This is a genomic window from Cupriavidus sp. 01L415 (assembly GCF_056400065.1).
In genome coordinates, this window is sequence record NZ_JBFTSP010000001.1 from 654,658 (window position 1) to 675,722 (window position 21,065).

At 65.7% G+C, this 21,065-nt stretch carries 16 protein-coding genes; 11 read left to right on the forward strand and 5 right to left on the reverse strand.

Going from position 1 to position 21,065, the window contains the following annotated elements:
* Positions 1-28: 28 nt before the first annotated feature.
* Entirely contained in the window at positions 29-3,139 is a 3,111-nt protein-coding gene (locus AC1DOX_RS03015; protein WP_441620501.1) for an efflux RND transporter permease subunit, read from the reverse strand.
* 10 nt (positions 3,140-3,149) lie between these two features.
* A complete protein-coding gene (locus AC1DOX_RS03020; RefSeq protein ID WP_441620499.1) occupies positions 3,150-4,355 on the reverse strand; it encodes an efflux RND transporter periplasmic adaptor subunit in 1,206 nt (401 codons plus the stop codon).
* Between the two features lie 406 nt (positions 4,356-4,761).
* On the opposite strand from AC1DOX_RS03020, the gene hpnD reads away from it, so the two are divergent.
* The gene (gene hpnD / locus AC1DOX_RS03025; protein ID WP_092138087.1) at positions 4,762-5,598 is read left to right on the forward strand and encodes a presqualene diphosphate synthase HpnD; all 837 of its coding nucleotides are present in this window, start codon (positions 4,762-4,764) and stop codon (positions 5,596-5,598) included.
* Between the two features lie 35 nt (positions 5,599-5,633).
* The gene (locus tag AC1DOX_RS03030) at positions 5,634-6,896 is read left to right on the forward strand and encodes a Zn-dependent hydrolase (RefSeq protein ID WP_441620496.1); all 1,263 of its coding nucleotides are present in this window, start codon (positions 5,634-5,636) and stop codon (positions 6,894-6,896) included.
* Between the two features lie 53 nt (positions 6,897-6,949).
* On the opposite strand, the gene AC1DOX_RS03035 is transcribed toward AC1DOX_RS03030, so the two are convergent.
* Positions 6,950-7,348, reverse strand: coding sequence for a hypothetical protein (locus AC1DOX_RS03035; protein ID WP_441620494.1), 399 nt, complete (start codon positions 7,346-7,348; stop codon positions 6,950-6,952).
* A gap of 284 nt (positions 7,349-7,632) precedes the next feature.
* Between AC1DOX_RS03035 and ompR the strand changes: the two genes are divergently transcribed.
* The 6 genes from ompR (at position 7,633) to AC1DOX_RS03065 (ending at position 13,679) form a co-directional block, all read left to right on the forward strand.
* Positions 7,633-8,355: an osmolarity response regulator transcription factor OmpR gene (ompR, locus tag AC1DOX_RS03040; protein WP_006576352.1), complete on the forward strand. Its 723-nt coding sequence runs from the start codon at positions 7,633-7,635 to the stop codon at positions 8,353-8,355.
* 24 nt (positions 8,356-8,379) lie between these two features.
* Positions 8,380-9,729 carry an ATP-binding protein gene (locus tag AC1DOX_RS03045; RefSeq protein ID WP_092138089.1) on the forward strand — a complete coding sequence of 450 codons (1,350 nt, stop codon included), beginning with the start codon at positions 8,380-8,382 and terminating at the stop codon, positions 9,727-9,729.
* Between the two features lie 255 nt (positions 9,730-9,984).
* A complete protein-coding gene (gene tcuC, locus AC1DOX_RS03050; protein ID WP_441620492.1) occupies positions 9,985-11,274 on the forward strand; it encodes an MFS transporter in 1,290 nt (429 codons plus the stop codon).
* A gap of 396 nt (positions 11,275-11,670) precedes the next feature.
* Positions 11,671-12,219 (forward strand): peroxiredoxin, encoded by a 549-nt coding sequence (locus AC1DOX_RS03055; protein ID WP_092138091.1) that lies wholly within the window; start codon positions 11,671-11,673, stop codon positions 12,217-12,219.
* Positions 12,220-12,337: 118 nt separating this feature from the next.
* A complete protein-coding gene (locus AC1DOX_RS03060; protein ID WP_441620490.1) occupies positions 12,338-12,862 on the forward strand; it encodes a carboxymuconolactone decarboxylase family protein in 525 nt (174 codons plus the stop codon).
* Between the two features lie 235 nt (positions 12,863-13,097).
* The gene (locus AC1DOX_RS03065) at positions 13,098-13,679 is read left to right on the forward strand and encodes a GNAT family N-acetyltransferase (protein ID WP_441620488.1); all 582 of its coding nucleotides are present in this window, start codon (positions 13,098-13,100) and stop codon (positions 13,677-13,679) included.
* Positions 13,680-13,701: 22 nt separating this feature from the next.
* Here AC1DOX_RS03065 and ispF read toward each other — a convergent pair whose 3' ends face one another.
* Positions 13,702-14,208, reverse strand: coding sequence for a 2-C-methyl-D-erythritol 2,4-cyclodiphosphate synthase (ispF, locus tag AC1DOX_RS03070; protein WP_441620486.1), 507 nt, complete (start codon positions 14,206-14,208; stop codon positions 13,702-13,704).
* Between the two features lie 39 nt (positions 14,209-14,247).
* The gene (gene ispD / locus AC1DOX_RS03075) at positions 14,248-15,048 is read right to left on the reverse strand and encodes a 2-C-methyl-D-erythritol 4-phosphate cytidylyltransferase (RefSeq protein WP_441620484.1); all 801 of its coding nucleotides are present in this window, start codon (positions 15,046-15,048) and stop codon (positions 14,248-14,250) included.
* A 116-nt stretch (positions 15,049-15,164) separates the two neighbouring features.
* Between ispD and mfd the strand changes: the two genes are divergently transcribed.
* The 3 genes from mfd to serB all read left to right on the forward strand — a co-directional run bounded on the left by mfd (position 15,165) and on the right by serB (position 21,012).
* Positions 15,165-18,617, forward strand: a complete 3,453-nt coding sequence (mfd, locus tag AC1DOX_RS03080) for a transcription-repair coupling factor (RefSeq protein ID WP_441620482.1) — start codon at positions 15,165-15,167, stop codon at positions 18,615-18,617.
* 81 nt (positions 18,618-18,698) lie between these two features.
* Positions 18,699-19,913, forward strand: a complete 1,215-nt coding sequence (gene argE, locus AC1DOX_RS03085; protein WP_092138096.1) for an acetylornithine deacetylase — start codon at positions 18,699-18,701, stop codon at positions 19,911-19,913.
* A gap of 244 nt (positions 19,914-20,157) precedes the next feature.
* Positions 20,158-21,012 carry a phosphoserine phosphatase SerB gene (gene serB / locus AC1DOX_RS03090; protein ID WP_441620480.1) on the forward strand — a complete coding sequence of 285 codons (855 nt, stop codon included), beginning with the start codon at positions 20,158-20,160 and terminating at the stop codon, positions 21,010-21,012.
* The last annotated feature ends 53 nt before the right edge of the window (positions 21,013-21,065 follow it).

Here is a 21,065-nt window from a genome sequence, read left to right on the forward strand (position 1 = left end):
GGCTCCCCATCCCATCGACCCGTCACTGCTAGCCCGCCATCACCCCCGAATCTTCCTCTGGCGGCTTGACCCGGAACCACGCTGCATAGAGCGCCGGCAGGAACAGCAGCGTCAGCACGGTGGCGATGACGAGCCCACCCATGATGGCTGCCGCCATCGGCCCCCAGAACACGGAGCGCGACAGCGGGATCATGGCCAGCACCGCAGCGGCGGCGGTCAGGATGATCGGGCGGAAGCGGCGCACGGCGGCCTCCACGACGGCATGCCACGGCGCCACGCCGGCCTTGATGTCCTGCTCGATCTGGTCCACCAGGATCACCGAGTTGCGGATGATCATGCCCAGCAGCGCCGTGATCCCGAGCTGGGCCACGAACCCCATCGGCGCGCGCAACAGCAGCAGCGTGGCCGCCGCGCCGATCAAACCCAGCGGTCCGGTCAGGAACACCATTACGGCACGCGAGAAGCTGTGCAGCTGGAGCATCAGCAGCGTGAAGATCAGGAAAATGCACAGCGGCAGCTGCGCGGCAATCGACGCCCCGGCCTTGCCGCTTTCCTCCTGGGCGCCGGCCACGGAGATTAGGTAGCCCGGCGGCAGGTTGGCGCGCAAGTCGTTCAGCTTCGGATTGATCTGCGCGGTAACGGTCGGCCCCTGGATGCCATCCACCACGTCCGCCTGCACGGTGATGCCGAAGTCGCGGTTCTCGCGCCAGATCACGCCCGGTTCGGACTTCAGCGTGACGCGGGCCACCTGCGTGAGCGGCACCGCCCTGCCCGTGTTGGTCGGCACCAGCACGTTGGTCAGGTCGGACATCGCATCGCGCTCGTTCTTGGGCGTGCGCATGACGATGTCGATCAGCTTGTCCGCATCGCGGTATTGCCCCACCGGCACCCCCGTCAGCACGGCCTGCGTGGCGCGGGCGATGGCGTTGGTCGTCACGCCCAGCGCACGCGCCTTGTCCTGGTCGATCTCCAGGCGCAGCATCTTGACGTTCTCGTTCCAGTTGTCGTTCACGCCGATCGTGTTGGGGTTGGCGCTCATCACGGCACGCACCTGGTCGGCCACCTTGCGCACGCCGGCGGCGTCCGGCCCGATCACGCGAAACTGCACCGGATACGCCACCGGCGGCCCGTTGGGCAGCAGCTTCACGCGCCCGCGCATCTGCGGGAACTCAGCCGCCAGCACCTGCATGATCCGCTTGCGCAGCGCATCCCGCGCCTCCACCGTCACCGGCATGACGATGACCTGCGCCACGTTGCTCTGCGGGAAGATCTGGTCCAGCGGCAGGTAGAAGCGTGGTGCGCCCGCGCCGACGAAGGTGGTCAGGCTGTCCACGGCCTTGTCGCGGCGCATGGCCACCTCAAAGCGCTTGGCCTCCTTCTCCATCTGGGCGAAGCTCGTGCCCTCGGGCATCCACAGCTCCACCATCAGCTCCGGGCGGCTGGAATCGGGGAAAAACTGTTTTTCGACGAAATTGAACGCGTAGATGCCAAACGCAAAGGTCACCAGCGTCACCGCGATCACGGACTTGCGCCACGTCACGCACCAGTTCACCAACTGGCGGAAGCGCGAGTAGAACGGCGTATCGAATACCTCGTGATGGCCGCCGTCATTCGCGCGGGTCTTCAGCAGCAGGTAGCCAAGATACGGCGTGAAATACACCGCCGCCAGCCATGACAGCACCAGCGCCAGCGCGGTCACGGCGAAGATCGCGAACGTATATTCGCCCACCGTCGACTTGGCGAGTCCCACGGGCAGGAAGCCCGCCGCGGTGATCAGCGTGCCGGTCAGCATCGGCATGGCCGTCGACGTGTAGGCAAAGGTAGCCGCCTCCATCTTGGAGAAGCCCTCCTCCAGCTTGCGGACCATCATCTCCACGGCGATGATCGCATCGTCCACCAGCAGGCCCAGCGCCACGATCAGCGCGCCGAGCGATATCTTGTGCAGCCCGATGCCGAAGATATTCATGAACAGGAACGTCACGGCCAGCACCAGCGGGATGGTCAGCGCCACGACCAGCCCGGGGCGCACATCCAGCCGCAGCGGCCGCGTATGCAGGCCCAGCGAGACAAAGCTCACGCCCAGCACGATCACCACGGCCTCGATCAGCACATGCACGAATTCGCCGACGGACCGCTTGACGGCCTGCGGCTGGTCCTGGACCTGGTCCATCTCGATGCCGATCGGCAACTGGTTGTGCAGGCCGTCCACCACGCGGCGCAGCTCCTTGCCCAGCGCGATGATGTCGCCGCCCTTTTCCATCGAAATGCCCAGCCCGATCACATCCTTGCCATTGAAGCGCATGCGGCTGGCGGGGGGATCGATGTAGCCGCGGTAGACATGGGCGATGTCGCCCAGCCGGATGTTGGCAATGCCGTTGGGGCCGCGCAGCACCAGGTTCTGCAGGTCTTCCACGCCACCGAGCTGGCCGGTGATGCGGACCTGGAGGTTGTCGGAGGGGGTGACCAGCACGCCGCTGCCCGTCGGGTTGTTCTGCTCGGCGATCTGGTTGGCGATGGCGTTGATATCCAGCCCCAGCTGGGCAAAGCGGGTCTGGTTGAACTCGACGTAGAGCTTTTCGTCCTGCAGCCCCAGCAGCGTGACCTTGGCCACCGCCGGCACCCGCAGCAGTTCCTGGCGCACCAGGTCGGCGTACTCGCGCAGTTCCTTGTAGGTAAAGCCATCCGCGGAAAGTGCGTAGATCGATCCGTAGACGTCACCGAATTCATCGTTGAAGAACGGCCCGCGCACGCCCTGCGGTAACGTCTGCGCGATATCGCCGATCTTCTTGCGCACCGTGTACCAAATCTGCGCGGTGTCCTTGGCCGGCGAGTTGTCCGCCAGCTGGAAGATCACGGTGGTTTCGCCGGGCTTGGAGAAGCTGCGGATCTTGTCGGCGTAAGGCACTTCCTGGAGCTGGCGCTCGATCTTGTCCGTGACCTGCGCGGCGATCTGTTCCGCGGTGGCGCCCGGCCAGAAGGCCTGCACCACCATCACGCGGAACGTAAACGGCGGATCTTCGTCCTGCCCGAGCTGGAAGAACGCCAGCAGGCCGCCCACCAGCAGCACGACCAGCAGGTAACGGGTCAGCGGCTGGTGCTCGAGCGCCCAGCGCGACAAATTGAAGCGGGAATGTTCCATCCGGCCGCCCTCAGCCCTGGCGGCTTGCGAAGGCGCTCGCGTCCGCGGCGCCCGGGCTGGATGCCGGCTGCGCCGGCGTCACGCCCTGCATCGGCTTGACCTTCTGGCCTGCCTTGAGCAGGTGCACGCCCGCCGTGACGATGGTCTGGCCCGGCGTCAGGCCTTGCCGCACCTCGACCTCGTTGCCCTGCGGCTCGCCCAGCGTCACCGTCACGGGCTTGACCGTGCCACTGCCGCCCTGCCCGCCCTGGTAAATCCAGACCTGGTTGTTGCCGCGTTCCTGCAGCAACGCAGTCAGCGGAATGCGGATGGCGGCGGCCTCGCCGGATCGGGTGAACGTCACCACGGCGGTCATGCCGAAGCGCAGGTCGGCGGGTGCATTCTGCACGGATACACGGGTGGGATAGGTGCGCGTGACCGGGTCGGCGGCTGCGGAGATCTCGCGCACGCGGCCCGGCAGCACGCGGTCCGGCTCGGACCAGGTGCGGACGCTAACGTCGGTGGTGCCGCGCAGCATGTCCACCTGGTCTTCGGGCAGGCCGATCGCCACTTCCTTCTCGGCGGTCTGCGCCACGCGGATGACAGGCTGGCCGGGCGTGACGACCTGGCCGACCTCGGCGTCCACTCCCGTCACCACGCCGTCGCCGTCGGCCGTCAGCACGGCATAGGTGGTCTGGTTGGATTGATTGCGCAGATTGGCCTGCGCCTGATTCAGGCGCGCCGCCGCGGCGTCGAACGTGGCCTGGCGGCGATGCTGCTCGGCGGCGCTGATAAAGCCCTTGGCCGCCAGTTCGTTGTAGCGCTTGAGGTCCGACGCCGCGAGGTCGCGATCGGTCCTGGCGGCCTCGTACTGGGCACGCGCGCCGGCTTCGGCCAGCGCCAGGTCCGTGGGATCCAGCCGGGCCAGGGGCTGGCCCTTCTTCACGGCGGCGCCCACATCGACCAGCCGGGCGGAAATCTTGCCGCCGACGCGGAACCCCAGCCGGGATTCGATGCGCGGGCGGACATCGCCGGAAAACTCGAACGACGTCTTGCCGGCCGCCGGGTGCAGTTGCATCAACCGGACCGGGCGCACGTCCTCCACCGGTTCTGCCTTCTTGCCACAGCCCGCCAGCGCGAGAATGCCTGCGACGACGGCAGCCGCCGCCAGCGCCCCCAGCCCCCCTTGCGGCCACGCACGGCGGGCTGCAACGGCGCCGAGGCGTCCGGCTGGCATCGGAGATACATCAACGTCGGCGGCCGCGACTTCCGGCCTGGGATGAGGCACTGGCATGAATTAAGCGTCTTGAGTCGGTAGAACGTCGGATGAAGCCTGTTACAGCGGGGCGACCAGCGCGCGACAGCGAGGCGACCGGAAATCGATCAAAAAGCGATCGACAGGCGACCCGTGCTGCCATGCGGCGAATGAGGAAGGCGTCTCGCGGTGGCCCTCTGGGGAGCCTGCCGTGGAATAAATAACTGGCCGGTCAGTAATATAGCGATCGGCCCCGGGTGCGTCAAACGCCGGGCGACGAATAGACGAAATTCTCGACTCAGCGGCACCCGATCCGGGCCGACGACGGGCGATGTTACAATTCGCCGCTTTGGCGCCCCCGCCGCCGCCCCACTACACAGAGACTGGCGTGACGCCCGATCAGTATTGCCAGGACAAGGCCGCCCAGAGCGGCTCCAGCTTCTACTACAGCTTCCTGTTCCTCCCGCCCGAACGCCGCCGCGCCATCACGGCACTCTATGCCTACTGCCGCGAGGTCGACGACATCGTCGACGACAGCCATGACGCTGGCGTCGCCCACCAGCGACTGGACTGGTGGCGCGCCGAACTGCGTCGCCTGTATGACGGTAACCCGACACATCCCGTGACGCAGGCGCTGCAGCCACACCTGGCGCCCTGCGGCCTGCCGCAGTCGGAAATGGCCGAGGTGCTTGATGGCATGGAAATGGATCTGGCCCAGTCGCGCTATCTCGATGAAGCCGGCCTGAACCGCTACTGCCACTGCGTGGCGGGCGTTGTCGGCATGCTGTCGGCACGGATTTTCGGCTTCACCGATCCGAAGACGCTCGCATTCGCGGACAAGCTCGGCCTGTCGCTGCAACGCATCAATATCGTTCGCGACGTCGGCGAAGACGCGCGCCGCGGCCGGATCTATATTCCCGTGGATACGCTCCAGCGCTTCCAGGTACCGGCCGCCGATATCCTGCAGGCACGCCATTCGGACCGCTTCGTCGCGCTGATGCAGGATCAGGCGGACAAGGCGCGCGCGCTGTATCGTGAAGCCCTGGCGTTGCTGCCCCGGCAAGACCGCCGCGCCCAGCGCGCCGGACTTGTCATGGCCGCGATCTACCATGCGTTGCTGGACGAAGTGCAGGCCAGCCAGTTCCAGGTGCTGACCCAACGGATCGCCCTGACGCCGCTGCGCAAGCTCTGGATCGCCTGGAAGACCTGGCTGCGCAACGGCTGAGATTCACCTTTCCCTGAATTGCCCGCACTGACACCATGACCACCCCCACGCCCTCGCTCGGCCAGTCGATTCTGGACCGCGCCGACGCCCTCGCCCGTTTTTCCGATATGGAGGGCGGCCTGACTTGCGCGTTCCTGACGCCGGCGCATCGCCAGGCGCAGGCGCAGCTCGTGCAATGGATGGAAGCCGCCGGCATGACGGTGCGCGTGGATGCCATCGGCAACGTCATCGGCCGCTATGCCGCCGATCCGGCCGTGGCCGATCCGAAAGTGCTGATGACGGGATCGCACTTCGATACCGTACGCAACGGGGGTCGGTACGACGGTCGGCTGGGCATCCTGCTGCCGATCGCCGTGGTGGGCGCGCTCAATGCCGCCGGCATCCGGCTGCCCTATCACTTTGAGGTAGTGGGCTTTGCCGAAGAGGAAGGCCTGCGCTTCAAGACCAGTTTCCTGGCCAGCAGCGTGCTGGCCGGCCGGTTCGATCCCGCCCTGCTGGACCGCGAGGACGCCGATGGCGTGACGATGCGCGCGGCGCTGGCCGAATCCGGTCTGCCGGGCGCGGGCGATGTTGGGGCGCTGCGCGCGGCCGCCATCGACCCGGCCACGCTGGCCGGCTTTGTCGAAGTGCATATCGAACAGGGACCGGTGTTGCTGCATCGCGGGCTACCGCTCGGCATCGTCACGCAGATTGCCGGCAGCAGCCGCTTCCAGGTCCGCGTGGACGGCCTGGCCAGCCACGCCGGCACCACGCCAATGGGCATGCGGCGCGACGCGGCCGCGGGCGCAGCCGAGATGATCCTGCTGGTCGAGGACCGGTGCGCGCAGGTGCCGACGCTGGTCGGTACGGTAGGCCAGTTGCAGGTGCCGAACGGATCGAGCAATGTGATTCCGGCGGCATGTCAGTTTTCGATGGATATTCGTGCGGGCGAGGATGGCATTCGCGAAACCGCGATCGCCGACATCCTGGGCGGCATCGAGCGGATCGCTGCAAGGCGCGGACTGACCGCAACGGTGGAACGCGTGACCCCGGTCAACAACGCGCCGTGCGCGCGCTGGCTGATGGATCAGTTCGCCGCGGTATTGAAGAAGCGTGGGCTGGAGGCCTTCGAGCTGCCATCCGGCGCCGGGCACGACGCAATGATGATGCAGCGGATGACCGATGTGGCGATGCTGTTTGTCCGGTGCGGCAACGGGGGCATCAGCCACAATCCGCTGGAAACCATCACCGTGGAGGACGCCCAGCAGGCAGCGGAAGTCTTTGTGGATTTCCTGCGGCACTTCCGGCCACAGGACTGATGCGAGGGCGGCAGAGTGCCGCAGCTCGGGCGCGGGAGGGGGCAGCGTGGCGGTCAGCCGCCCTGGTACATCTCCCGCCCGAGGTCGTAGAGGTTCTTGCGCAGCGTCTTACGCTCGTCTGGCGACAGCTTGGGCTTGCCGCCCGCCGGGCCCTGTCGGCCGGCGCGTTCGGCCATGTCGCGTTCCGAGCGGTATTTTTCGGCGCGTCCGCGGGCCTCGCGCTGATCGGCCTGTTCGCGTTCGCGTTCCCGTGGGGGAGCGGCCGCGGCGCTGGCGTTGGCGTCCTCGCCCTGTTGGGATTTGGGGTGAAGCAGGTGTGCCATCCCGGCCGACTGGGCGCGTGTGCCCCCTGGCACCAGGATGACAACCATGGCCAGGCCGGCAATCCATGCAAGCCGCGCGCCAATAGCGCGACGCAGGGTTTGCCCGTGCCGGTTTTGCTTCACTTTCATTAGATAATGGCGGTTTTGACTGTAGCCCCCGGCGGTCCCCTTGACCGCCACCCGCTGGCACATCCGCCGCTCTCTGCCCGACGGCAGGCAGCTGTGCCAACGTCGCCGTGATGAGGAATGGATGCCCGTGGTGACCGAGTTTTCCGAGTGCGCGAAGGCGCGATCAGGAAACGGTTTGCGGAGTGTAAATGCACGAAAGGTGCACGCTGCCATACCACGGGGTAAAGTATGTAACGTTTTGTTAAGCCATTTTGAGCGAAAGCGATAATCGCTAAGATACCGCCATGGAAAATACCAGCCACAAGATTCTCGTCGTGGACGACGACCCGCGTCTGCGCGACCTGCTGCGCCGCTACCTTGGCGAACAGGGGTTCACGGTCCTCGTGGCGGAGAACGCCACCGCCATGAACAAGCTCTGGCTGCGCGAGCGCTTTGACCTGCTGGTGCTCGACCTGATGATGCCCGGCGAAGATGGCCTGTCCATCTGCCGCAGGCTGCGCGGCGCCAACGACCAGACGCCGATCATCATGCTCACCGCCAAGGGTGAGGATGTGGACCGCATCGTCGGCCTGGAGATGGGTGCCGACGACTACCTGCCCAAGCCATTCAACCCGCGCGAACTGATCGCGCGCATTCACGCCGTGCTGCGCCGCAAGGGCCCGGCCGAAGTCCCGGGCGCTCCGTCGGAAACGCCGGAGACCTTCGCGTTCGGCGATTTCGTGCTGAACCTGGCCACGCGCACGTTGACCAAGAACGACGAGGAAATCACGCTGACCACCGGGGAATTCTCGGTGCTCAAGGTGTTTGCCCGCCATCCGCGCCAGCCGCTGTCGCGCGAAAAGCTCATGGAAATGGCGCGCGGCCGCGAATACGAAGTATTCGACCGCAGCCTGGACGTTCAGATCTCGCGCCTGCGCAAGCTGATCGAGCCGGACCCGGGCAACCCGCGCTTCATCCAGACGGTCTGGGGCCTGGGCTATGTCTTCATTCCCGATGGCGTGAAGTAATCCCGGTCGTCCGCAGTCAGTATCGTGGCGACCGCTCTCGGCCGAACCGCAACGCGCTTCTTTGGTTCGCTGTTCTGGCGAACCTTCATGCTGATCGCCCTGTTGCTGGCGATCTCGCTGGGCATCTGGTTCCAGAGCTATCGGCTCTTTGAACGCGCACCGCGTGCCCAGCAGATCGCCATGCAGGTGGTCAGCGTGGTCAAGCTCACCCGCGCGGCCCTGCTCTACTCCGATCCCGCGCGGCGTCGGTTCCTGCTGCTCGACCTCGTCCAGAACGAGGGCATCAAGGTTTATCCGCGCGAAAAGGACGACGATTTCGCCGCACCCACGGCCAACCCGTTCCTGACGCAACTCGTGCAGCAGGAAATTCGCGGCCGGCTCGGCGAGGACACCGTCATCGCCACCACGGTCAACGACATTCCCGGCGTCTGGGTCAGCTTCGAGATCGAGGGCGACGACTACTGGGTGGCGATCAGTCCAGAGCGGTTCGAGCGCGTGCCTGGCATCCAGTGGCTGTGGTGGAGTATTGCCGCATTGCTGCTGTCGATTATCGGCGCGGCCTTCATCACGGCGCGCGTCAACTACCCGCTCAAACGCCTGGCCAACGCGGCGCGCCTGATTGGCGCCGGTGGCGACGCGCCGCCGCTGCGCGAGCACGGCGCCAGCGAAGTGGCACAGGCCAACCACAGCTTCAACCAGATGGTGCGCGACCTGCGCCAACTGGACGACGACCGCGTGGTGATGCTGGCCGGCATCTCGCACGACCTGCGCACGCCGCTCACGCGCTTGCGGCTGGAAACCGAGATGTCACCGGTGGACAACACCACGCGCGAAGCCATGATCGCCGACATCGAACAAATGGACGCCATCATCGGCCAGTTCCTCAACTACGCGCGCCCGGGCCAGGAAATGGTGGAACCCGTGGACCTCTCCGCGCTCGTGCAGGACGCTGTCGGCGTCTATGCAGCGCACGATGACGTGCGCGTGCACGTGCGTGCCAACGGCCCCGTCATGGCCGTGGCCAACCGCATGGAGATTCAACGAATCCTCGACAACCTGGTCGAGAATGCGCGCCGCTATGCCAAGGACGAGGAAAGCGGCATGGCCGAGGTGGAAATCTCCACGCGGCTGGAGGACAAGGAAGCAGTGCTCACCGTGGCCGACAGCGGCACTGGCGTGCCCGACGCGCAATTGTCCCTACTGACGCGACCGTTCTATCGCCTTGACAGCGCCCGCAGCGAGGCCAAGGGCGCCGGGCTGGGCATGTCCATCGTCAATCGCATCCTGCAGCGCAATGGCGGCCGCCTGGTGCTGGCCAACCGCCAGCCTCCCAAGAGCGGTCTCGTCGTCAGCGCCTTCTTTCGCCGCGCCTGAGCGTCTTCGCCGGAAAGCTGGTTCCGGTGCACATCCCCGCGCCACTGACAGGTTTTCGACAGCATTTGATAGGGATTTGAAAGGCTGTTGACAGGGATTTGACAGCGTCACAGCGCACACTTGCCGCCATCGACAGGCCGATGCATACCGTTGCATCCCCAGCCATGGCGCCGCCTGCCGCAACACCCCCTACGCCCTGGCTGAATCGATCGAACAACATGCCGCCGACCCCAAGGCGGTGACCGAGAGACAGCCATGTCCAGCACTCCCAATACTCAGCACGGGTTTCGCACCGTGTTCCGCGTCGTCAGCGGCAACTTCCTGGAAATGTATGACTTCATGGTGTACGGCTTCTATGCCGCCGCCATCGCCAAGACGTTCTTTCCCAGCGGCAATGAATTCGCGTCGCTGATGCTTTCGCTGGCCACGTTCGGCGCCGGATTCCTGATGCGCCCGCTGGGTGCCATCGTGCTCGGCGCGTACATCGACCATCATGGCCGCCGCAAGGGCCTGATCGTCACGCTGATCCTGATGGCCCTTGGCACGTTGCTGATCGCACTCGTGCCGGGCTACGCATCGATCGGCGTGGCCGCGCCGCTGCTGGTGCTGTTTGGCCGGCTGCTGCAGGGCTTCTCCGCCGGCGTGGAGCTGGGCGGCGTGTCCGTGTACCTGTCCGAGATTGCCAAGCCCGGCCACAAGGGCTTCTACGTGGCCTGGCAATCGGCCAGCCAGCAGGTGGCGGTGATCTTCGCCGGCTTGCTGGGCGTGATCCTGCACGCCACGCTGGCACCGGCGCAGATGGATAGCTGGGGCTGGCGCGTGCCATTCCTGATCGGTTGCCTGATCGTGCCGTTCCTGTTCCTGATCCGCCGTTCGCTTGAAGAGACCGAGGAATTCCTCACGCGCAAGCATCGCCCGTCGATCGGCGAGATCTATCGCTCGATGCTCGACAACTGGGGCATCATCATCGCCGGTTGCCTGATGGTGGTGATGACGACGGTGTCGTTCTACATGATCACCGCGTACACGCCGACGTTCGGCAAGACCGTGCTGAAACTCGACGACGTCGACAACCTGATCGTCACGATGTGTGTGGGCCTGTCCAACTTCATCTGGTTGCCGCTGATGGGCGCGGTGTCCGACCGCGTGGGACGCAAGCCACTGCTGATCATCTTCACCATCGCCACGCTGGTGACGGCTTACCCGGCCGTGTCGTGGCTGGTAGCCGAGCCCTCGTTTGGGCGCCTGCTGATGGTGGAATTGTGGCTGTCCTTCCTGTACGGCAGCTATAACGGCGCGATGGTCGTCACGCTGACCGAAGTGATGCCGGCCGCCGTGCGCACTGCGGGCTTCTCGCTGGCGTACAGCCTGGCCACGGCGCTGTTCGGCGGTTTCACGCCGGCCATCTCCACGTACCTGATCCATGAGACCGGCAACAAGGCAGCACCGGGCCTGTGGCTGATGTTTGCCGCCGCGTGCGGGCTGGTAGCCACGCTGGTCATCTTCCGCTCCAGCCGGATGCAAGCCGAGCTGCGCACCGCCTGACGCACGACTGACAAACCCAGCGGCGCTTCGCCATCGCCGCTGGCGAAGCGCATCAAGACGCCGCCTTCATACGCCTGACACACTGGTGCCTCACCGGTGGCACGCAGGAATATCAAGGTGGCGCGTGTCACCTCGAATCTTTTCCATCCTTTCGCCATGCGCGTCCGTGCGTGGCATACTCGCGCTTCCCCCGCCCGCCCCTCGGGCACATGCCGCTCTTTCCTTCCGTCGTGCCTGTCCCTATCGGCCTGTTTGAGAATATCAATTGGCCGCGCCCCCTTTGACGACGGATAATTCTATTTTTTCGCGACTCGCATCGCACGTCCCGAAGACTTCACTTCGAGACCCGGCGCGTATCGCCCGCCTCACTCTGTTCAACCGTATCAGGAGAAGTCTATGAAGACCGTTGGTGACAAGATCGAAGCCTTCCACGTCGTTGGCGTCAAGCCGGGTTTCAACAACCACGAAGAGAACGGCCAGTCGGCTTTCGAAGACATCACTGAAAAGTCGTTCGAAGGCAAGTGGAAGATCATTTACTTCTACCCGAAGGACTTCACTTTCGTGTGCCCGACCGAAATCGTGGCCTTTGCCAAGCTGAACAATGACTTCGCCGACCGCGACGCGATCGTGCTGGGCGGTTCGACCGACAACGAATTCGTGAAGCTGGCATGGCGCCGCGAACACAAGGACCTGAACAAGCTGAACCAGTGGCAATTTGCCGACGTGACCGGCTCGCTGGTGGACCAGCTGGGCGTGCGCGACCAGGCTGCCGGCGTGGCCCTGCGTGCCACCTTCATCGTCGACCCGGACAACGTGATCCAGCACGTGTCGGTGAACAACCTGAACGTCGGCCGTAATCCGGAAGAAGTCCTGCGTATTCTGGACGGCCTGCAAACGGACGAGCTGTGCCCGTGCAACCGCGCGGTCGGTGGCGCCACGCTGTAATCTGCTTTACCTGCCAACCGCCCTCCGGGGCGGACCGGCGCACGTGGAGGGCGGCGTCCCTCCACGTCAAAACCCGCTCTGTGCGGGTTTTTTGAGCCCTGGACGATAGGAGAAATAAATGGAATTCCTCAGCACGATTAAGAACCGAATCCCCGACTTCGCGAAGGACATTCGCCTGAACATCGATGGCACCATCGCGCGCTCCTCGCTGGAAGGCAACGATGCCGTTGCCGTGGCGCTGGCCGCCGCCTTTGCCGCCAAGAGCAAGGTCATCGTCGATGTGATTCGCAACGCGAACGTGCTGTCGCCCGAGGAAGTCACCGCCGTGCAAACCGCTGCCGCGCTGATGGGCATGAACAACATCTGGTATCCGTTTGTCGAGATGGCCGAGGATCCGGATCTGGCCAGCCAGCCCGCCGGCCTGCGCATGAACGCCTACGCCACCCATGGTGGTGTGGACAAGCGCCGCTTCGAGATGTATGCACTGGCCGCGTCGATCATCGGCAAGTGCCATTTCTGCGTGAAGTCGCACTACTACCAGCTGCTCAAGGACGAGCAAGGGATGAGCGCGCAGCAGTTGCGTGACGTGGGCCGTATCGCGGCCGTCATCGGCGCCGCCGCCAACGTTATTGCCGCGGAATAAACACGACGGTAAACATCGCGCGGCAAGTTGTCACGACGTTGCCACACTGTCGACGTCACCGACAACGCCATGTGCACGAGACAAGCCGGCAGCCACCGCAAGGTGCTGCCGGCTTTTCATTGGCGGATGCGCAACACGGCGCGATACCCGGCTACGGAAACAGTCGGATGTCACCGGTGCATTTGTGCATCGGACGGCCTACAATCGACAAAAGGACACGGAGACTTTCCCCGCCATGAGCACCTTGCCTTCGCATACTTCGCCCCGCTTCCGCTTTCGTCTGGCGGCGGCTTACGACTGGGGCGACATCGCCACGGTCACGCAGCAAGCCTACGGTCAGTATGAGCTGGGGATCATGGAAGATTGCCGCGCGTCGTTCCAGCGCGGCATGCAATCCGTGCTGGCCGCCAAGGACAATCCCGACATGGAATGGTGGGTGGCCGAGAGCGACCACGGCATCAGCGGTGCCGTGCTGTTTTGCCATCCGGGCGCTACTTTGCCCGCGCTGGATGACAGCACCATCACGCTGACGCAACCCGAGGCACGACTGCTGTCCGTGAGCCCGCAGGCGCGCGGACTGGGCCTGGGCCACACGCTGATGCAGATCTGCATCCAGCGCGCCCGCGACATCGGCGCCGCGACGCTGGTGGTGCGCACGATGCCGGAGATGGATTCGGCCAATCGCCTCTGCCAGCAGATGGGGTTTCAGAAACACACCGAGGCCGGCGCGCGCAGCGGCGCCATGGCGCGCCTGATCGACTACACATACGCGATCACGCCGGAAGAAGCGCCGGCCCCCGCGCCGCCACCGGCATGAACAGGCTTTTTGAGGCGACCGCTCAGTCCTGGGCGTCGCCGCTCCTGCGGTAGATCAGTACCGCAGCCTGCGCGACGATGCCCTCCTCGCGCCCTTCGAACCCAAGCTTCTCGTTGGTCTTGGCCTTCACGTTGCAACGCGTGACGGGCAGTCCCAGGTCTTCCGCGAGGTTCGCCACCATGCCCGCGATATGCGGCGCCAGCTTGGGCTTCTGCGCGATCACGGTCGCATCCACGTTACCCAGTTCATAGCCGGCCTCGCGCACACGCCGCGCAGCCTCGCGCAGCAGCACGCGGCTATCCGCGCCAGCGAAGTTGGGGTCCGTATCCGGAAAATGGCGACCGATATCGCCCAGCGCCGCTGCACCGAACAATGCGTCCGTCACGGCGTGCAGGAGCGCGTCGGCATCGGAATGACCCAGCAGCCCGCGGTCATGGGGAATGTCCACGCCGCCCAGGATCAGCTTGCGGCCCGGCACCAGGGCGTGCACGTCATAGCCCTGGCCAATACGGAAATCAAATGGATTCAATGCGGCTCCTTGCGGAAGTATGTTGGGGTTGGCGTCGGATTACCGTTTGGGCGACGTATGGCTCGCGCCCGTGCCGAGCAGCACGTCCGCCAGCGCAAAGTCTTCCGGGTAGGTCACCTTGAAATTGCGCAGCGATCCGTTGACCAGACGCGGATGCAGGCCCAGGCGCTCGATCGCGCTGGCTTCGTCCGTGACGACCGCGCCGGCGGCCATCGCATCCTGCAGCGCCTGCCGCAGCACGCCCACGCGGAACATCTGCGGCGTCTGTGCCTGCCACAGGCCCTCGCGCGAGACCGTGGTGCCAATGCGGGCGCCGGCATCGGCGCGCTTGAGCGTGTCCGGGACCGGCACGGCCAGGATGCCACCAATAGCTTCGTTGGCATCGTCGTCGGTCTCTACCGCCCGAACGAGAGAATCGATCATGGCGGGCGTCAGTCCGGGGCGGGCGGCATCGTGAACGAGCACCCAGTCCGTATCCACCGCGCCCAGCTGCGCAAGGTGATGCAGGCCGGCAAGCACCGAGGCGTGGCGCGTATCGCCGCCCACGAAAGCGGTGTCGAAGCGCAGCCCCGCGAACATTTCGGCGCCAAAGCGCGATTCCAGCGGCATGTCGTCCGGGGCGAGCACTAGTGCGGTGGCGCTGATGGCCTCGCTCGCGGAAAACGCCGCCAGCGCGTACCAGATCATCGGACGGCCAGCGACCGTCTGGTACTGCTTGGCGACATGGCCGCCAGCGCGGCTGCCGGTACCGGCACAGGGAATCAAGGCAAATCGGCGATCTGACACGGGCGTGAGGGGCATGGAATTAGGAAACCGGCCAGCGAGCCAGCCGGTGCGCATTCTATAATACGGCCCTTGCCCGCCGCCACGGCCTGACCGCGAGCGCCGGGCCATGATTGCATCCCCCCGCCCGCATTGCCGGCGGGGCGTCGTCGTTTTGGACCGCCCAGCTGCCAATGCCTGACACCCAAGCCGCTTTCCCCTTTGCCAACCTGCCACTGGTCAAGCCCGGCATGCGCCATGCCGTGGCCGGCCTGACCGGCTCCGCCGACGCGTTGCTGGTGGCCGCCTACGCGCGCCAGCACAAAGGCAGCATGCCGATGCTGGCCGTGGTCTGCGCCAGCGCGATGGACGCCCAGCGCCTGGCCGAGGAAATTCCGTGGTTCGCGCCGGAATTGCGCGTGCGCCTGCTGCCGGACTGGGAAACCCTGCCCTACGACAGCTTTTCGCCGCACCAGGACCTGGTCTCGGAGCGTCTGGCAACCCTGCACGACATCCAGGGCGGCCAGTGCGATGTGATGCTGGTGCCGGCCACCACGGCGCTCTACCGCCTGGCGCCGCCCTCTTTCCTGGCGGCCTACACGTTCTTCTTCAAACAGGGCGAGCGGCTGGACGAGGATGCGCTCAAGGCGCAGTTCACGCTCGCGGGCTACGAGCACGTCAGCGCCGTGATGCGGCCCGGGGAATACAGCGTGCGCGGCGGGCTGATCGACCTCTACCCGATGGGCTCCGCGTTGCCGTACCGGATCGACCTGTTCGGCGACGAGATCGAGACCATCCGCGCCTTCGACCCCGACACGCAACGCAGCCTCTATCCCGTCAAGGAAGTCCGATTGCTGCCGGGCCGCGAGTTCCCGCTCGACGAGGCCGCGCGCACGGCCTTCCGCGGCCGCTGGCGCGAGGTCTTCGAAGGTGACCCGACCAAATCGCCGATCTACAAGGACATCGGCAACGGCGTGCCGTCCGCCGGCATCGAGTACTACCTGCCGCTGTTCTTCGCGCAGAGCGCGACGCTGTTCGACTACATGCCGGAAGGCACCCAACTCGCGTTTGCCGGCAATGTCGACGAGGCGATCCGCCGCTTCTGGGCCGATACCACGCAACGCTATACGTTCATGCGGCACGACCGCGAACGCCCGCTGCTGCCGCCATCGGACCTGTTCCTGTCCGACGAGCAGTTCTTCGTGGGGGCCAAGCCGCTGGCCCGGCTGGTGCTGCAACGCGACGCCGCGCCGTCCGGGCAGCCATCCTTCTCCGGCACGCTGCCCGATGTCTCGGTCAACCGGCGTGCCGAGGATCCGCTTGTCAATCTGGAGTCGCTGCTGCTCGACAAGGCCACGCGCGTGCTGATGTGCGCGGACTCCGCCGGTCGACGCGAAACGCTGCTGCAGCTTTTTGCCGAAAGCGGCCTGCGTCCGCAGGCGGTGGATGACTTCGCCGCATTCCTGGCCGGCGACGCGCATTTCTCAATCGTCGTGGCGCCGCTGCAGAGCGGCTTCGCCCTGCCGTCGGTACAGCTGGCTTTCGTCACCGAGGCCGAGCTCTACGCCGGCACGGCGCGCCGCGCGGGACGCCGCAAGCAGGAACAGGCCAGCGCCGTCGACTCGATGGTGCGCGACCTGGCCGAGCTCAAGATCGGCGATCCGGTCGTGCATAGCGATCATGGCATCGGCCGCTACCAGGGTCTGGTCACGCTCGACATGGGCCAGGGCGACGAGGAATTCCTGCACCTGGACTATGACAAGGGCAGCAAGCTCTATGTACCGGTGCATCAGCTGCACGTGATCTCGCGCTACTCGGGCGCCGATCCCGATACCGCGCCGCTGCACCATCTGGGCTCCGGCCAGTGGGACAAGGCCAAGCGCCGCGCCGCGCAGCAGATCCGCGATACCGCCGCCGAACTGCTGAACCTCTACGCGCGCCGCGCCGCGCGCGAAGGCTTTGCATTCCCGCTGTCGCCGAAGGACTACGAGACGTTCGCGGAGAGCTTCGGCTTCGAGGAAACGCCGGATCAGGCCGCCGCCATCGCCGCGGTCATCGCCGACATGACTTCCGGCAAACCCATGGACCGCCTGGTGTGCGGCGACGTCGGCTTCGGCAAGACCGAGGTGGCGCTGCGCGCGGCGTTCGTGGCCGTGCTCGGTGGCAAGCAGGTGGCCATGCTGGCGCCCACCACGCTGCTGGCCGAGCAGCATTTCCAGACACTCTCCGACCGCTTCGCGGAATGGCCGGTGCGCATCGTGGAACTGTCGCGCTTCAAGACGAAAAAGGAGATCGACGCCGCCATCAAGCAGATCAACGATGGCACGGTCGACATCGTCATCGGCACGCACAAGCTGCTGTCGGACGAAGTCAGGTTCCAGCGGCTGGGGCTGGTCATCATCGACGAGGAACACCGCTTTGGCGTGCGCCAGAAGGAAGCGCTGAAGACGCTGCGCGCCGAGGTCGACATCCTGACGCTGACCGCCACACCGATCCCGCGCACGCTGGGCATGGCACTGGAAGGCCTGCGCGATTTCTCGGTCATCGCCACCGCGCCGCAGAAGCGGCTGGCGATCAAGACCTTCGTGCGGCGCGAGGAAGACGGCGTGATCCGCGAGGCCATCCTGCGCGAGCTGAAGCGCGGCGGGCAGGTCTACTTCCTGCACAACGAGGTCGAGACCATCGACAACAAGCGCGCGCGGCTGGCCGAGCTGGTGCCTGAGGCACGCATTGCCGTGGCGCACGGCCAGATGCATGAACGCGAGCTGGAGCGCGTGATGCGCGACTTTGTCGCACGCCGCGACAACATCCTGCTGTGCACGACGATCATCGAGACCGGCATCGACGTGCCGACCGCGAACACCATCCTGATCCACCGCGCCGACAAGTTCGGGCTGGCCCAGCTGCACCAGTTACGCGGCCGCGTGGGCCGGTCGCACCATCAGGCCTATGCCTACCTCCTCGTCCATGACGTCGACGGCCTGACCAAGCAGGCGCAGCGCCGGCTCGAAGCCATTCAGCAGATGGAAGAGCTGGGCTCCGGCTTCTACCTGGCCATGCACGACCTGGAGATCCGTGGCGCGGGCGAGGTGCTGGGCGACAAGCAGTCCGGCGAAATCCACGAAATCGGCTTCCAGCTCTACACGGACATGCTCAATGCCGCGGTGAAGGCGCTCAAGGCCGGCAAGGAACCTGACCTGATGGCCCCCCTGGCGGCCACCACGGAGATCAACCTCGGCACCCCGGCACTGCTGCCCAACGACTACTGCGCCGATGTGCACGAGCGCCTGTCGCTCTACAAGCGGCTGGCCAACTGCGAGACGGCGGAACGCGTGGACGACATCCAGGAGGAGCTGATCGACCGGTTCGGCCGCCTGCCCGCGCAGGCCCAGGCACTGGTGGAGACGCACCGGCTACGCATCGCGGCCGCGCCATTGGGCGTGCGCAAGATCGACGCCGGCGAGGCCAGCATCAGCATGCAGTTCGTGCCGAATCCACCGATCGACGCGATTCGCATCATCGACCTGGTGCAGAAGAACCGCCATATCAAGCTGGCGGGACAAGACAAGCTGAAGATCGAGGCCAAGATGCCCGATGTGGCCGTGCGAGCCCAGACCATCAAGCACACGCTGCGTCAACTGGCCTGACCGTTCCCGGCCCGGAACTGGCTCGTTTCCAGCGCCGGGTGTAGGATCAACCCCTTGACGAATCAACCGGTTTCAAGCCCCATGCACGCCCACGCCGACACCCAACGCCCCGCCACCGAAGCCCCGAAGCGCGGCAGCGCGCTCGAATGGACCCAGCGGCTGGTGTCGTTCGATACCACCTCGCGCCACTCGAACCTCGGCCTGATCGAGGCCGCGCGCGATCACTTCCTGGCCAAGGGCTTGCGCCCGCATCTGAGCTACAACCCGCAGGGCGACAAGGCCAACCTGTTCGTTACCGTGCCGGCCGCGAATGGCGCCACGGACGGTGGCATCGTGCTGTCCGGCCACACGGACGTAGTACCGGTCGATGGCCAGAACTGGACCACGGACCCGTTCAAGCCCGTGATCCGCGACGGCAAGCTCTATGGCCGTGGTACCTGCGACATGAAGGGCTTCATCGGCACCAGCCTCGCGCTGCTGCCGACCATCCTTGAAGCGAAGCTGCGCGAACCGGTGCACTACGCGTTGTCGTTCGACGAGGAAATCGGCTGCATGGGTGCGCCGTACCTGCTGGCCGAGTTGCGCGACCGGGGCGTGCGACCGGGTGGCTGCATCGTCGGCGAACCGACCAGCATGCGCGTGATCGTGGCGCACAAGGGCATCAATGCCTACCGTTGCTGCGTGAAGGGCCAGGCCGCGCACTCGTCGCTGACGCCGAAGGGCGTGAACGCGATCGAATACGCCGCACGCATGATCTGCTTCATCCGCGACATCGCGGACGAGTTCAAGGCCAACGGGCCGTACGACCAGGCATTCGACGTGCCATTCACGACCGCATCGACGGGCACGATCCAGGGCGGCATCGCACTGAATACGATTCCTGCATTGTGCGAATTCGTGTTCGAGTTCCGCAACCTGCCAGGCGTCGATCCGGAAGCCATCTTCGCGCGCGTCCAGGGCTACGCCAATGACGTGTTGCTGCCGAAAATGCGCGCCGAGCATGCCGACGCGGCCCTGACGCTTGCCAAAATTGCCGCGGCGCCGTCGCTGGACGCCGCGGAATCGGACGCCATCACGCAACTGGTCCGTACGCTGACCGCGGATCGCGAAACCAACAAGGTTGCGTACGGCACCGAGGCCGGCCTGTTCCAGCGCGCCGGCATTCCGGCCGTGGTCTGCGGCCCCGGCGATATCCAGCAAGCCCACAAGCCCGACGAGTTCGTGGCGCTGGAACAGCTCGAAGCCTGCGAGGCGTTCCTGCACAAGGTGGTGGACAGCCTGCGCGTGGCAGCCTGAGCCACGCACCGACTGCAGCCTGATTGCGGCCTGGGATTGCGGCCTGGGCGATCTGGGATTGCGACCTTGGGCCGCGACCCGGGCAACAGCCCCGCGCAAAGTGCCTGCCCGGCCTGCCGGAAGGTTTACAATGTCGCCTTTCCCCGGTCTGCCGAACCCGGCCGGATGTCATCCGCCCTGATCCTGACCTGCCCAGACCGGTCCCGCCGTGCCCTCGATTTAAGCTCGCCTCGTCCCTGCCGTCATGCCCCTGATTCTCCAGAGCCTCGCCCCGCTGACCCCCGCCGATCTCGACGCCATCCGCCCCATTGCGGGCGCCTCCGCATTCGTATTGCGGTCGGAGACCGTCGCAGCCGCCGACGCATGCGCCCCGCTGTCGCCAGCGCTGCGTGAAGCACTGGACACCGTGTGCGCCCCGCGCGGCATCGACTGGGCCGTGGTGCCGGCCGGGCGCAAGTTGTCGGATTTCCGGCTTGTGGCGATGGATATGGACTCGACACTGATCACGATCGAGTGCATCGATGAAATCGCCGACTTCTGCGGGCTCAAGGCGGAGGTCTCGGCCATCACCGAAGCCGCCATGCGCGGTGAAATCACCGATTTCAACGAGAGCCTGCGCCGTCGCGTGGCGCTGCTCAAGGGCCTGGATGCCAGCGTGCTGGATCGCGTCTACGAGGAACGCCTGCGCCTGTCGCCGGGCGCCGAGCGCATGCTGCAGGCCGTGCAGGCGCTGGGCCTGCGTACGCTCCTGGTCTCGGGCGGCTTTGTGCATTTCACCGACAAGCTCAAGCCGCGCCTGAAGCTGGACTTCACGCGCGCCAACACGCTCGAGATCGTCGACGGCAAGCTCACCGGCAATGTCGTGGGCGAAATCGTCAATGCCGACGTCAAGGCACGCACGGTGCGCGAGGTGTGCGAGCAGATCGGCGCCGATGTGTCGCAAGCGATCGTCATGGGCGACGGCTCCAACGACCTCAAGATGATGGCCGTGGCGGGGCTGTCCGTGGCGTTCCGCGCCAAGCCCGTGGTTCGCGCACAGGCTGGCGTCGCATTCAACCATGTCGGACTGGACGGCCTGCTGAATCTTTTCCCCGGCTAATCCCCGTCTGCTTCCTCCGCTTTTCCCCCGCCCCCGTTTTTCCACGACGTCCG

Coding starts and splice junctions, on each gene's coding strand:
- AC1DOX_RS03030 (WP_441620496.1), top strand. CDS start 5,634: ATGACCACCCCCACGCCCTCGCTCGGCCAGTCGATTCTGGACCGCGCC.
- AC1DOX_RS03035 (WP_441620494.1), bottom strand. CDS start 7,348: ATGAAAGTGAAGCAAAACCGGCACGGGCAAACCCTGCGTCGCGCTATT.
- argE (WP_092138096.1), top strand. CDS start 18,699: ATGCACGCCCACGCCGACACCCAACGCCCCGCCACCGAAGCCCCGAAG.
- AC1DOX_RS03015 (WP_441620501.1), bottom strand. CDS start 3,139: ATGGAACATTCCCGCTTCAATTTGTCGCGCTGGGCGCTCGAGCACCAG.
- AC1DOX_RS03065 (WP_441620488.1), top strand. CDS start 13,098: ATGAGCACCTTGCCTTCGCATACTTCGCCCCGCTTCCGCTTTCGTCTG.
- AC1DOX_RS03060 (WP_441620490.1), top strand. CDS start 12,338: ATGGAATTCCTCAGCACGATTAAGAACCGAATCCCCGACTTCGCGAAG.
- tcuC (WP_441620492.1), top strand. CDS start 9,985: ATGTCCAGCACTCCCAATACTCAGCACGGGTTTCGCACCGTGTTCCGC.
- ompR (WP_006576352.1), top strand. CDS start 7,633: ATGGAAAATACCAGCCACAAGATTCTCGTCGTGGACGACGACCCGCGT.
- serB (WP_441620480.1), top strand. CDS start 20,158: ATGCCCCTGATTCTCCAGAGCCTCGCCCCGCTGACCCCCGCCGATCTC.
- AC1DOX_RS03020 (WP_441620499.1), bottom strand. CDS start 4,355: ATGCCAGCCGGACGCCTCGGCGCCGTTGCAGCCCGCCGTGCGTGGCCG.
- ispD (WP_441620484.1), bottom strand. CDS start 15,048: ATGCGCACCGGCTGGCTCGCTGGCCGGTTTCCTAATTCCATGCCCCTC.
- AC1DOX_RS03055 (WP_092138091.1), top strand. CDS start 11,671: ATGAAGACCGTTGGTGACAAGATCGAAGCCTTCCACGTCGTTGGCGTC.
- mfd (WP_441620482.1), top strand. CDS start 15,165: ATGCCTGACACCCAAGCCGCTTTCCCCTTTGCCAACCTGCCACTGGTC.